The 14050-nt window shown below is 38.7% G+C and carries 11 protein-coding genes; 4 read left to right on the forward strand and 7 right to left on the reverse strand.

Going from position 1 to position 14050, the window contains the following annotated elements:
• Nucleotides 1–27: 27 nt before the first annotated feature.
• Complete coding sequence (locus tag CA265_14400) at nucleotides 28–1071, reverse strand: DNA topoisomerase I (GenBank protein ID ARS40783.1); 1044 nt, start codon at nucleotides 1069–1071, stop codon at nucleotides 28–30.
• A gap of 90 nt (nucleotides 1072–1161) precedes the next feature.
• Between CA265_14400 and CA265_14405 the strand changes: the two genes are divergently transcribed.
• Nucleotides 1162–2070 (forward strand): methionyl-tRNA formyltransferase, encoded by a 909-nt coding sequence (locus tag CA265_14405; GenBank protein ID ARS42999.1) that lies wholly within the window; start codon nucleotides 1162–1164, stop codon nucleotides 2068–2070.
• A gap of 826 nt (nucleotides 2071–2896) precedes the next feature.
• On the opposite strand, the gene CA265_14410 is transcribed toward CA265_14405, so the two are convergent.
• The gene (locus tag CA265_14410; GenBank protein ID ARS40784.1) at nucleotides 2897–3736 is read right to left on the reverse strand and encodes a 4-amino-4-deoxychorismate lyase; all 840 of its coding nucleotides are present in this window, start codon (nucleotides 3734–3736) and stop codon (nucleotides 2897–2899) included.
• Between the two features lie 3 nt (nucleotides 3737–3739).
• Entirely contained in the window at nucleotides 3740–4768 is a 1029-nt protein-coding gene (locus CA265_14415) for an RNA pseudouridine synthase (GenBank protein ARS43000.1), read from the reverse strand.
• 103 nt (nucleotides 4769–4871) lie between these two features.
• Here CA265_14415 and CA265_14420 point away from each other — a divergent pair, with 103 nt between their 5' ends.
• Together CA265_14420 and CA265_14425 are read left to right on the forward strand one after the other, a co-directional pair.
• Nucleotides 4872–5900 carry a hypothetical protein gene (locus CA265_14420; protein ARS40785.1) on the forward strand — a complete coding sequence of 343 codons (1029 nt, stop codon included), beginning with the start codon at nucleotides 4872–4874 and terminating at the stop codon, nucleotides 5898–5900.
• 142 nt (nucleotides 5901–6042) lie between these two features.
• A complete protein-coding gene (locus CA265_14425) occupies nucleotides 6043–6912 on the forward strand; it encodes a 1-aminocyclopropane-1-carboxylate deaminase (protein ARS40786.1) in 870 nt (289 codons plus the stop codon).
• A gap of 242 nt (nucleotides 6913–7154) precedes the next feature.
• Here CA265_14425 and CA265_14430 read toward each other — a convergent pair whose 3' ends face one another.
• The 3 genes from CA265_14430 to CA265_14440 all read right to left on the reverse strand — a co-directional run bounded on the left by CA265_14430 (nucleotide 7155) and on the right by CA265_14440 (nucleotide 9557).
• The gene (locus tag CA265_14430) at nucleotides 7155–8570 is read right to left on the reverse strand and encodes a carbohydrate-binding protein (GenBank protein ID ARS40787.1); all 1416 of its coding nucleotides are present in this window, start codon (nucleotides 8568–8570) and stop codon (nucleotides 7155–7157) included.
• A gap of 190 nt (nucleotides 8571–8760) precedes the next feature.
• Nucleotides 8761–9066: a GNAT family N-acetyltransferase gene (locus tag CA265_14435; GenBank protein ARS40788.1), complete on the reverse strand. Its 306-nt coding sequence runs from the start codon at nucleotides 9064–9066 to the stop codon at nucleotides 8761–8763.
• Between the two features lie 125 nt (nucleotides 9067–9191).
• Nucleotides 9192–9557, reverse strand: a complete 366-nt coding sequence (locus CA265_14440) for a transcriptional regulator (GenBank protein ID ARS40789.1) — start codon at nucleotides 9555–9557, stop codon at nucleotides 9192–9194.
• Between the two features lie 98 nt (nucleotides 9558–9655).
• Between CA265_14440 and CA265_14445 the strand changes: the two genes are divergently transcribed.
• Entirely contained in the window at nucleotides 9656–10408 is a 753-nt protein-coding gene (locus tag CA265_14445) for a 3-oxoacyl-ACP reductase (GenBank protein ID ARS40790.1), read from the forward strand.
• Nucleotides 10409–10534: 126 nt separating this feature from the next.
• Here CA265_14445 and CA265_14450 read toward each other — a convergent pair whose 3' ends face one another.
• The gene (locus CA265_14450) at nucleotides 10535–13936 is read right to left on the reverse strand and encodes a hypothetical protein (GenBank protein ARS40791.1); all 3402 of its coding nucleotides are present in this window, start codon (nucleotides 13934–13936) and stop codon (nucleotides 10535–10537) included.
• Nucleotides 13937–14050: the final 114 nt, after the last annotated feature.

The raw sequence follows: 14050 nt of genomic DNA on the forward strand, positions 1-14050 counted from the left end.
ATAAAAAAAACAAATATAATGGGTTTTCTATTTACTACCTGATTTTAAGAATGATAATAAAACTTTCTCGTCATGTGCCAAACCTAATTTACCCGATACTTTATTATTATTCATTTTTTTCATGTATTTACTTAGCTCATTATTTTCGTAAGCGGTAAGCAATAATGGATATACGTAAGAACTCTTGCAAACAGCTCTCGTATTGCCTAATTTTTTTGCTACACAATCTAAAACCGTTACAATTGTTTTTTTCGAATTCAGGTTCAAATTTTCGTCAGCACTGCACTTCGAAAACTGGCGTAATGCCTCTAACGTTCCGCCCCAGGTTCTAAAATCTTTTGCGGTAAAGTCGTCGCCTGTAATTTCTTTAATGTAAGTATTGATTTTGCCCGAATCGATACTTTTATGCTCTTTTCCATTCGAATAAAACTGAAATAATTCCTGCCCGGGGATGTCCCTGCATTTCTTAACCAGTTTTGCCAGCGACCGATCATTTAACTCAACTTTCTGCTGAACGCCTTTTTTGCCAACAAAATCCATGGTGATTGTACTACCGTTTATTTTAACATGTTTATCCCTAAGTGTAGTTAAACCAAACGAGCCATACAGTTGCTTATAACTTTCGTTACCCACACGGATGAGTGTTTTTTGGAGTACATCTACCGAAATGGCCAGTACTTTGCGTTCGTCGAAATCTTTTCTTCGCAAGTCTTTTTCCAGATTTTTACGCGCATTGGGCAATGCTTTTCCAAATTCCAATAAACGGAAATATTTATCCTCCGATCGGCGACTTGTCCACTTGGCGTGATATTTATATTGTTTCCTCCCGGCAGCATCAATACCTGTAACCTGAAGGTATGCATTTTGTTTATTGGCAATCCATACATTTTGCCATGCTGGTGGAATAACCAAAGCTTTTATCCGATCGAGGTGTTTCTCATCGGTGATTTTGTTTCCATCTTTATCTTCGTAATGAAATTTACCTGGTTTTCCTTTACGGTAAATCCCAGGTAGCGCATCAGTTACATATACTAATCCACTTGCCCGAACAACATCTTTGCCTTGTACCATTTTTTGCCTATAAGTATGGGTTTATTTTTAGTTATTTTGCAAAACTTTAACGCGGGCAGCCGCGTTATTTTAAAACACAACACTTTCTTTATGAAAATAGTTTTTATGGGCACGCCCGATTTCGCGGTAGCCTCTTTAGATGCCATCGTGCAAGCCAATTTCGATGTAGTTGCAGTAGTTACTGCGCCAGATAAACCTGCCGGCCGCGGCCAAAAACTGAATGAAAGTGCCGTAAAAAAATATGCAGTAGAAAAAGGAATCCCTGTTCTACAGCCTGAAAAGTTAAAGAATCCTGAATTTATAGAGGAACTGAGATCTTATCAAGCCGATTTACAAGTGGTTGTGGCTTTTAGGATGTTACCGGAAATAGTTTGGAATATGCCAGCTAAAGGAACCATCAATTTACATGGTTCGCTGTTGCCGCAATACCGCGGTGCTGCCCCGATTAATCATGCCATTATAAACGGCGAAAAAGAAAGTGGTGTTACTACATTTTTCCTTAAACAGGAAATTGATACAGGCGATATTATCCTCAGCGACAGTGTTCCCATCGCCGACGATGAAACTGCGGGTGACTTGCACGATAAACTGATGGTTGTTGGTGCAAATCTTTTGGTAAAAACACTTCATGCTGTTGAAGCCAATAATATAACCGAACAGCCCCAGCCACAAAATGATGATTTAAAACATGCACCAAAGATTTTTAAAGAAGATTGCAAAATCGACTGGAACAATCCAGCGCAAACCATTCATAATTTAATCCGCGGTTTAAGCCCTTATCCAACAGCTTTTACCATACTTAATGACAAAAACTTAAAGGTATTTAAGGCCGAAATAGAAGATAAAGAACCAGGTATTGTTGCCGGAGGCTTTTTAACTGATGGTAAAACTTATTTAAAATTTGCCGCAAAAGATGGCTTTATCAAACTTTTAGATATCCAGTACGAAGGCAAAAAGCGAATGCTGATTGAAGATTTTTTAAGGGGAATGCGATTGTAATTAAGAATTTGAGTTGTCAACTTTAATAGCCGTTTTGCTAAAAAGTTGACAACTCTTCTAATAGATTTTACAACAGCATGAAAGATGCTGAAATAAATTTAGCATGACGATAGAGATATTAGCGGAACCGAAGCACCACAGGTTTTGCTTTCCAAACAAATAATTAATTTAGGTTAAAGATCTCAGCATTCTATTGGCGATTTGAAAGAATCTCTACGTAGCATGAAAGATGCTGAAATAAATTCAGCATGACGGCAGAGGTACTAGCTGAACCGAAGCACCGCAGGTATTGCTTTCCAAAAAATAATGAATTTAGGTTATCTGTTGGCGACTTGAAAGGATCTCTACGTAGCATGAAAGATGCTGAAATAAATTCAGCATGACGGCAGAGATATTAGCGGAATCGAAGCACCACAGGTATTGCTTTCCAAAAAAATAATTAATTTAGGTTATCTGTTGGCGATTTGAAAGGATCTATTTAGCAAGAAAGATGCTGAAATAAATTCAGCATGACGACAGAGGTGCTAGCGGAACCGAAGCACCACAGGTATTGCTTTCCAAAAAAATAATGAAATTAGTTTATCTGTTGGCGATTTGAAAGGATCTCTACGTAGCATGAAAGATGCTGAAATAATTCAGCATGACGAAAGAGATACTAGCGGAATCGAAGCACCACAGGTATTGCTTTCCAAAAAAATAATGAATTTAGGCTAAAGATCTCAGCATTCTGTTGTCAATTTGAAAGGATCTATACAGCATGAAAGATGCTGAAATAAATTCAGCATGACGGCAGCGGTAGTCTTTACGCCAAGACCATGGAATAGCATTATAAATGATTCAATTTCTCAATCAAAAATTTCGATATCTCGTTAAAATAACGTTTCCTGCCATACCCCATCACCCATTGAATACCCTGGGTGGCATTGGTGATAAAAACTTCTTCGGCTTCCTTTAATATTTCGGGGTTAATCTGTGCTTCGATTAACGGCATGTCGTGCATTTTACACAACTGCATAATGGCGGTACGCATTACACCACTAATGCAACCCTCAGCAAGTGAAGGGGTATAAATCTGTTTGTTATACACCACAAAAACATTGGCACTGATGCTTTCGCAAAGAAAACCATATTGGTTCAGAATCATGGCCTCATCTAAACGGTTCTGACTTTTAAAAAGTCCGGCCATTACATAAAGCAGTGCATTGGCTGTTTTAAAATTCGAGAGTTTATTAACGGGTTTCGTCATTTCGTCAAAAACATCAATGATTAAACCTTTGCTGTTCAACTCATATGTAGATGCTTTTAAAGGAATGCCTTCCAAAATGTAACCTGCTTTATTTATTTCGGGGGTGTAAACGCCTGCTCCTCCCCTGTAAACCGAAAGGCGGAAACGAACATTACCATTCCATTTATTGCGTTTGGCCAAATCGGCGGTTTTCTGACGCAGAAAATAATCATCCATCAAAGCGTGACCGTCAATTTTAAGCGCTTTCATGCCAGCCGTTAATCTATCGGCATGTAAGTCGGCAAATTGCAGCTTATTATTGATCATCCGCATACTTTCGAACAATCCATCGCCAAATTTGAAACTTCTGTTTGAAGCTGTTAAAATCGGGGCATCTACCGCCTGGAATTCATCATTAAATAAAAGGTACTCCTGAAGCATATTTTATGATGTAGCGATATAATTTTCCCACTTGGTTAAGCCAGCTTTAAAATCGGGCGGCAACGGCGATTCAAAATACATATACTCTTTAGTGCTGGGGTGAATAAAACCCAAACTCTGTGCATGTAAAGCCTGACGGGGCAACAATTCAAAACAATTATCTACAAACTGTTTGTACTTGTTAAACGTAGTTCCTTTTAAAATCTTATCACCACCATACATGGCATCATTAAAAAGCGGATGCCCGATGTGCTGCATGTGCGCCCTGATCTGGTGCGTACGACCAGTTTCAAGCTCACAGCTGATCAAGGTAACATAACCCAAACGTTTTAATACCTTATAGTGCGTTACAGACCATTTCCCTTTTTCTTCATCATCGTAAATATCCATCACACGGCGGTCTTTCGCACTTCTGCCAATGTAACCGGTTACGGTTCCATCGTTTTCGATATCGCCCCAAACCAGTGCAATATATTTACGGGTAATGCTGTGATCGAAAAACTGGCGGGCCAAATGTGTAATCGATTTTTCATTTTTACTGATCAGCAATAAACCCGAGGTATCCTTATCAATGCGGTGAACCAACCCTGGCCTGCCATCATTACCCGGCAGCTGAGGGAGTTGCTCAAAATGGAATGCCAAAGCATTAACCAAAGTTCCGGTATAATTATTAAAACCAGGGTGTACAACCATTCCGGCAGCTTTATTTACGACCAAAAGATCGCTATCCTCGTAAATGATATCAAGTGGTAAATCTTCAGGATAAACTTCGGTGTCGCGTGGTGGATGCGGTAAAACAATCGATATTTCATCATAAGGCTTAACCTTATAACTCGCTTTTATCTGTTTTTGATTAACCAGCACATTCCCCGCATCAATTGCATTTTGAATACGGTTTCGGGAGGCATTTTCTACGCGAACCATCAAAAATTTATCAATGCGCAGCAAAGACTGCCCCTTATCGACAATTATTTTTAAATGTTCATATAATTCCTGCTCTTCTGATTCCTGCAATTCGACCACATTTTCCATGGCGCAAAAATAAACTTTTAACTTCAAGAATTTTTCAATGATTGCAGTTTTCGGAAAAACAGCCCTATCTTTACTGTCAATCAAAACATTCTAAATTTTTTATATGAAAAAATGCTACTCTTTAAAGGCGTTATGCGCCTTATTTTTATTGGTAACGGCTCAAAAAGCAAGTGCCCAACAAGATGTTGGAGACCTGTTTGTGGGCGGACCGGCTGATGCAACTAAATTGGTAAATGCCTATTTTGACCCTTTGTACAAAGGTTTGGGTTTGGGATTGACTGATGGATGGTCGAACACGGCGAAATCGAAAGGATTTTTAAAGTTTGATGTAAGGGTTTCCGGATCGGCAGCTTTTGTCCCTCAATCGGGCAGAAGTTATGATGTAAATGCATTAGGACTAAGCAACATTAAACCCGCACCCGGTGCATCTTCCATAGGCCCGACGGCATTTGGTGATGACCATGAAGGTGGCAAAATGCAAATTTACACAAGCAGTGGTATCCCTACAGGTAAGTTTTTTAACCTTCCTCAAGGTGTAGGTTTCCATGTGGTTCCATCATTGCAGATACAGGCTACTTTGGGCTTACCTAAAAACATTGATGTTACTTTAAGAGCGATGCCAAAAATTAAATTAGGCAGCGACTTAGGCAGCTTATCAATGATCGGCTTCGGTGCTAAAGTTGAACTTTTACCGCTTTTTATGGGTTCAACTACAGAGAAATTAGTTCCTGTTGATATTGCAATAGCAGGAGGTTTTACCCAGTACAAATATAATTTGCCTTTGAATATCAATAATACGACAAATTCAGATCAGCATATTGATGCCAAATTCAATGGTGTAAATTTTGACGCCATCGTTTCTAAAAAGATCCTGTTCTTCACCCCTTTTGCCAGCATCGGTTACCAAACCTCGAACACCAATTTAAAGGCACTTGGTACTTATAAATTTGAAGATGGTGGTAGCAATGCCACTTATGTTGATCCCATTTCGGTGAAACAAACGGATATTGACGGCGTAAGGGGAAGTTTAGGCTTCCAGTTGAAATTCGGTTTCTTTAAATTTTATGGTTCATATACTGCTGCAAAATACAGTATGGTTAATGCTGGTTTCGGTTTCGGTATTGGCAAGTAATTAATATAACGTGGTATTATTAAGGTAGTATGGTCATTCTGAGCTTGTCGAAGGAGGTTTTATATATTTAAACCGTTTCGACAGGCTCAACCTGACATATTCTAATTCAAATTAATGATACCGCTTTTATTTATTTTTACACGTGTTCGAAGAAATATATAGTCCTGTACAAAAAATAACATTTGCACCTTTCAACAACCTGTTTGTTAAAAGGGATGATCTTATTGACCCTTATATTTCAGGCAATAAATGGCGGAAGCTAAAATATATTTTAGCCAGGGCCAAAGCAGCACACAAATCGCATCTGGTTACCTTCGGGGGCGCCTATTCTAATCACCTTGTAGCCACCGCAGCCGCAGCATCTAGATCAGGCTTAACCGCTACCGCTTTTGTACGTGGCGAAGAGGTAAAGAATGAGCTATTATTGCTGTGCCGTTTATTTGGAATGAAACTCATTTTCACCGACCGCGAAAGTTACCGGGATAAGCAAAAACTGTTTCAACAGCATTTTGGAAATGACCAGCAGGCTTATTTTATTGATGAAGGCGGGGCCTCGGCTGAAGCCACTACAGGCTGCGCAGAGGTAATCAGCGAATTGACAGAAACATACGACCACATTTTTTGTGCTGCCGGAACAGGAACCACTGCTGCAGGCTTATTGAACGGTATCCAGCAACAGGGTTTAAGCACAAAACTCCATATCATACCCGTACTAAAAGGGGGCTTGTTTATTAAAGATGAAATAGCTAAATATACTCCCCTATCCAATCATCTTGAGCTTCACCTCGATTATCATTTTGGCGGATATGCAAAAACCACTCCTGAATTGATCAGTTTTATCAAAACCTTTACTTCAAAAACCGGACTGCTTTTAGATCCGGTTTATACGGGGAAAATGTTTTATGCCATCCAGGACCTGGTAAAACAAGGCATTATTGGTAAAGATGAAAAAGTACTGGCCATTCATACGGGCGGGCTAATGGGGATATTTGGCATGAAGGATAAGTTTTAACAAACAGCCTTCATTATTTATAGACTCCAAAAACAAACTGAATAAAAAAAGGGTCCTCATTGCTGAGGAACCCCAATAAGATCTCTAAAATCGTCCCGTGATTTGATTCTTGTTATAAAAGTATCGCTCCTTTCTTTGGAATGAAATAAAAATAGAGCAAGGCTACAATATAATAGATGAAGATGCACTATCTATATACATTGAATAATAAATCAGCTCACATCATCGGCATTTAGTTCTTTTTATGATCTTCTTTCATTAAAAACCTGAAATTCGGCAATGGATGGTGTCTCTTTGGCATGTGTAATACGGATGCGAACTTTACTGGTCCAAATGCGATCGAAGCGGTGAATTTTAATGCGGTCTTCATTTTTTCCCTCAAAAGCTTTTTTCCATTCCGCACCGTTCCAATATTCAAGTACATAAGTATCTATATTTTCTTTTTGCTCTGCTACAACAATCATATTTATAGCTTTTTCATTCTTAAAATCAACTTCGTACCAAGGATTTGTGACCGCACTATTCGATTCCCATGATGACCTGTAGCTATCGTCATTTGCAAAGTCCATAATATTCATATCGTTGCTCCAGCTCGAGTTGCTTGCCTGACTTTTGGCGAGGTTACTGGATATGATCGGCAAAGCCAATGGCGGGAGTGTTTTGGTTGGCCCTTCATTCTTCCATAATTGGCCAACTTCTTTTAAGGCAGCCAGTGCATTATCATCAATTAAACCATCTTTGTTTGGCGCTACATTGAGAATAAAGTTACAGCTTGCAGCATTTAAAGGTTTAATTAACCCATCTACAATTTCCTGAGGTTTTCTTACCGGAACCGTTGGAAAATCGGTTTTCCAAAACCATGAAGTATTAATAGGTAAACAAGCTAAAGTTGGCATCACTTTGCTTTCTTTGGGCATCCGCTGACCTGCGCCCATTTCGTAAGTTTTAATGTCAGTATAATAAAGTCCTTCAGATGGATATTTTGCGCCGTTTAAATCCATCACTAAGCAATCAGGCTGCAGCGTTTTAATCAAAGTATAAATATCTTCGAAAGGCACATCATCATAAGAGATTCTCGACCAGGGTGCATCCCAACCATCAATAATTAAAGCTTCAATTTTGCCGTATTTGGTTAACAGCTCGGTTAATTGTTGTTTAATCATATCGATATGTTTTGGCGTAATCTGATTGGGTCTCAATTTATGGTGTGTATCCAAAATGGAATAGTACAGCATCACTTTTAATCCATTTGCCCGGAAAGCGTCGGTAAACTGCTTTACCACATCTTTTCCATAAGGACTGTTCATTACATTATAATCGGTGCTTTTGGTGTCCCAGATACAAAATCCGCTGTGGTGTTTGGTGGTTAAACAGCCATAACTCATGTTAGCCGATTTAGCCGCTTTGGCCCACTGGTTTGCATCGAGCTTTTTAGGATTGAACAATTTTGGAGAAGCTTCAGGATCAGGCCAATCTGCATTTGCATAAGTTGGAATGTTATAATGGATGAACATGCCAAAACGCAGGTCAACAAATTGCTGCTGAAGTGTATTTAATTTCTTCGAGGCATCAGTAGGAGTCTCTTGCGCTGAGGCGCCGAAGGAAAGCAGCATGAAAACAATTACTAAAACGTTTTTCTGAATGGTTACGAGTTTCATTTTTGTGCGTAGTATAGTTTAAGAATGTGGAATGGTTTTTCGGTAAAGTTAATTTTCTTAAACGATATTGCACAATATATCTGGTGTTATGTTCAACATAAAAAGGGGCATATCACCTCCTGCAAATTGCGCAGAAAAGCGCTGATTTGTAATTTTATGCTGCATAATCTGTGTGGTTATTGTTTACCGATCAATCGTTTTCACGCACTTTGTTCCAGATATCAGCGTAAAGTTCTTCGTTGCGTTTAAATTGCAGGTGTACATAAGGGCAGAGTGGAATTACCTTCAGCTTATTTGTACGCACATAATTGACCATTGCATCAAGCAATAGCTTTGCGTAACCTTTGCCTTCTTTTTCGGGATCAATTTCGGTATGATAAACGGTTAGGTCTCCTCCCTGAATATCAAAAACCATTTCTCCATATTTTTCACCTTCATCATAAAGTTCGAAGGCGCTCGGCTCTTCCTTTTGGATATTTAATTTAACTTCTGCCATAATTTACTTAATATAATTTTTAAAATTTGATGCTCCACTGATGCAGTATTAAATAGCTGCCAAATCGATTAAAGGTAACCAATATCTGTTGATTTATGTATATCGATCATCATACCTTAACTGTTTTATGACCTGGCATTCTTTAGCGCCTTATTCTTCTTACCCCAGGCACTTAATTGACAAAAAATGGGGAGAAAATCCAAGGCTATCGGCGTTAGCTCATATTCTACCCTAGGCGGAACCTCTGCATAAACGGTTCTTTTAACCAGCTCGTCCTGCTCTAATGCACGCAATTGCAAGGTCAACATCCGTTCTGTTATATATGGGAATTCTCTTTTCAGTTCGCTAAACCTCAATTTTCGGTTTCCAAGTTTATCCAATATTACAATTTTCCATCTCCCGCCTATTTTGTTGGCGGCGTAAGTCAAATCGCAATCTGTTATAAATTTTTCGTTGAGGGTATAGGTCGAATTTTCTTTTCTTGCCGTCATTACTTACAAATTTGTTTGTACCATACAAATGGTGGTGTATCCTATAAAAATACGTGGTATGGCTTATTATTGCAAGGTCATTTTAATCACAAGAAAATTTGGACTTATATTTAACCGGAAAAACGGCATTGGTAACCGGAGCCTCTAAAGGAATTGGCCGAGCAATAGCAAAAGAACTGGCAAAAGAAGGGGTAAAAGTTTTTGCCACAGGCCGCAACCAACAATCATTAGATAACCTTTTCACTGAGATTGTTGCCGAAGGCAGCCCCGCTCCCATTGTTTTTGCACAAGACCTATTGGCGTCTGACGCACCTTACAAAATTGCCACCGCAGCCTTAGCTTCACTTGGCCATATCGACATCCTCATCAATAATGCAGGGCAAAGTCAGCCTGTAGATGTTGCAGGTCCGGAAGAACCCTGGACCAGATCGATGGCTTTAGATTTTGAGCGGCCCAGGCTACTCACGCAAGCGTTATTACCACATTTCATAGACCGGAAACAAGGCACAATACTTAATCTGACCAGTACTTACGAATTACGCTCCCTAAATGTTTCTGCGGTGGCCAAGGCGGCAGTGGCCATGTGGTCGAAACAACTTGCCGGTGAGTTGGGCAAATATGGAATCAGGGTAAACTGTTTGAAACCGGGACTTATCGACACTGAAAACATCAAGCCTTATTTCCCTGGCGATGAACGCCGGAAATATGCAGAAAGTGAAATCCCTTTGCAAGATTTTGGTGAAGTGCAGGATATGGCAAATATGGCTGTTTTCCTGGTTTCGCCACGGGCTAAATATGTAACAGGAACGGTTTCGGTGGTGGATGGCGGAGCAAGGCGTTCGGCATTCTGATACTTACTATTAAACAGGAAATAAGAGAATCAATCAGTTTATCGAATTTACGATGAAGCAGTTTATAAACGATCAAAGCCCATAGAAAAAATGAGTCTATATAACTTTCGCTGTTTTAAAACATAATTACAGTAGAACTGTAAGACTACCACTAAATTGCTTACAGTCTGGAGCTAAATTGATTACATAAAAATAAACACCTGCAGGTAGTGCTGTACCATTCATCTTTCCATCAAAAGATTTTTGATAACCTTCAGAGGTAAAAACCACATTGCCATTTCTGTTAAAAACTTTCACACTTGCCTTAGGATATTGATTAATATTTTTGATTTGCCATATATCATTAATCCCGTCATCGTTAGGACTAATTGAACTGGGAATCTCTATTGTCTTTTCAGAAAATATAACAGGTACAGCAGCCCTTTCACTTTCACATGTTCCATTTGCCAAACTAATGAAGAAAGTAGAAGACCTTGATATTTTCAATTTAAAAATACCCGTTTCATTACTGGCCAATAAATTTCCATTTGTAGCTTTATCATACAGATTAAAGACTCCTGAAGTGGCGGCACTAGCCCTGATCATACCATCACCTTCTGCGCAAAGCAAAGATGGGCTTACAATAGGCGGACTGATGACTTCTCCTAAATTGGAAATTGTAAAACTGAGGCTTTGTTCAGAACAAACGGAGTTACTATTATCTGTTATGGTTAAAGTGTAAATACCTTTCTTAACATTGTTTAATTCAGCTTTTGTAGATATAATTTCATGATCAGCATTTCTCCAAACATATTGATAGGGAACAATACCACCCTGAATAGAAATATTTGTAATAGACCCTACCCCCATTCCACAACGATCATCCATAATATTTGCACTTTCAGCATCAATTAAAAGCGGAATAATCTTTTTAATTACATAGGAATTATAAAAACTCTCGCATCCGTTTTCATCTTGTAGATAAAGCTGATAATTTCCTTCACTTAAATTTAAAATTTCATTATTATCACCTATTTGTGCTCCTGCCTCATTTAACCACTTAAATCTGACCGCCCCCTGGTAACTTGAGACATTTACTTTAATTGCACCATTGTTCAAATTACAGGTTGCAGGCGTAACCGCAAATGGAAAATCGGGATAAGCTTCGGGACTTTGTCGGATGATGTTAAAAGTACGATTAGCTGTACAGTACCCATTACTAACGATTAAGGTATATTTTCCCGCAGCCAAATTTTCGAGTTCAGGCTTATCCCCTACCAATGCACCAGATCCGTTAATCCATTTAAAGTTAAAATTGGCATCTGAAGATGTAATAACAAGTTTTTTAATATAACCGTCATCTGCCATACAGCTCGCATTTTGTATGTCTGCTGTTTGATCGCTTATGGTTATTGCATTTAATATCGGAATATCAAAATCGTAGAACGCCGCTCCACAAGTACCTTCATCACTTACCTCAAGATAATACTTTCCCCCAGGTACATTAGTTAGTTCACTATCTCGGCTGATTATTTTTCCTTCTCCATCCTTCCAAACCAGTTTAATTTTACCCACACCTGAAACAATAATATTTGTAATGCTGCCATTTGCGCTGCCACAGCCAGCTTTAGTAACATTAACCTTATCATTGTCTATTGAAGGCACACCCTTAGCCAGAATTTCGAAAGGACCAAAAATTGCGGAGCAGTCATCAGAAGTCAGTACCTGTAATGTGTATTTCCCACTTTTCACGTTGCTCAGGGTCAAACTGTTTCCTTTTACTTCTCCCTTTTCATTTATCCATTTCAATGATTTTGTGGTAAAATCACTTTGGTTAGATATAAAAAGATTTTTAATTCCGCCATCTGATTGATTACAGTTTTCAGGACTAATAGACATAATGCCCGTAAAAAGCTGAGGCTGCCCGTCTTTTACCTGATAGGATAAAGTTTGTGTTTTACAGGTGGTACCTAAAAATGCCTGAAAGGTGTATATATCAGGTTTAACATTTATTAGTTCTTCTGTATTTCCTACAAAATTACCCTTACTATCTTTCCACTGTATGCGTGTTGCCCCCTGAACTTTTAAACCTTTAATGGATCCATTGGCCAGGCCGCAACTGGTATTTTTAACAATAACATTTCCAGCCAGAAAGCTGAGGCCAAGGAATTTAGATGTCCGGTTATTTATGCTAGCTGATGCGGTAAAACCGATATCAGAAGGAATAGTGATACTCCAGTTACCTGATGCATCGGCCGTAGTAGTTGCGGCATAAGCTTTAGCTTCACATTGCATACATTCGCCATCGGTATATACTTCAATTTCAGCATTAGGAGTAGCTGTACCAATCAGCGTTCCATTACTATAACTTGTAATGCTTATCACCGGAAGCTCTACCTTGCTATTTTCAGGTTTATAAACAATGCTCTGTGCAGTACAATAAATCGAATTTCTCTGCAAAAGGATATCACCACAATTATTTGCATAAACACCTGGTCCAAATCCTCCATATTTGTTGTTGGCCAATGTATTTGCCTGTGCTCCATCCTTTCCACCGATCAATACGTTATTGCAAGCATCGAAATTAAGCAAAGAATGCGCATAAGAACCTTGGGCATTTAGCGCACCTACACCGAAGCTATTCCCCTGTATAAGCATTGTAACCGATATATCCTTAAAACTGAAACCGGCACTCATCGAAGTAAAATTATTAAGTAGTTCTACTCTTTTGAAATTTTGAATGTTATGCGGTTCTGATAAACCACCTTTAAGCAGCTCATCGCCAAAAACATTATTTTTAATCACGCAGATTTCACCTCTTTGCTGCGCACTTTGTGTAGATGGATCAATACCGGTAATCAGCATGCCATTGTAAATATATCCACACTGATTGCCTTCTGCCTTGGTATCACCCCCGATTACAATATTATCACATTGATAAAACCTTAACATAGAACCAAATGCAGTTCCCAATAATTCGGTACGTTCCGGATTGAAGGCAAACCAATTGTTTGAAACTTTGATTTTATTGCACTTGAACATATTAATATTCACATCGATGTTACCATATACATTTCCTTTATTTGGCGCCCCTATAATAATATTTTCGCAATTATTGAGAGAGATTGGAGTAGACGATCTTGAGGCTCCATTGGCAAAAAAAGAAAAGTAAAAGCCGTAGATTTCCAGATTCTTTAAATTCGTGCCTGAAAAACCAATCGGAGTTATATTAGAAATGTAGGATATACTGGTTTTCATGGTTACTTTTGCGCTAGATAAGCCTAGTCCAGGTCCAGATAAAGTTGTGGCATCGATTATTAAGTTTGACGAAAGTATTAATGGGCTCTCTATACTAATCAGAGCCGGCAGATTGGTGATATTGAAATAAATATAGTCTGTTTCGGCAATACCATTAGCTGCCGCCATTTGCAGCGCTTCCCTTAATGAACCTATCCCATTGTCTGCATTACTGCTAACAGTGAAAACAGCAGCTCTTAAAGCATACGAACACAAAACAAAAAGTAACAGAAGAGCGATAATCTTTCGCATGTTTAATAAGAAAATTTAGACGTGCAAATATATAAAACCTGTAGAGTTTAATATAACTGTCTATGCAATGAGTTTGCAAAGCATTCAATAAGGTAATTATTTGAACAACGAGCT

Source organism: Sphingobacteriaceae bacterium GW460-11-11-14-LB5 (assembly GCA_002151545.1).
Taxonomy (GTDB): Bacteria; Bacteroidota; Bacteroidia; order Sphingobacteriales; family Sphingobacteriaceae; genus Pedobacter.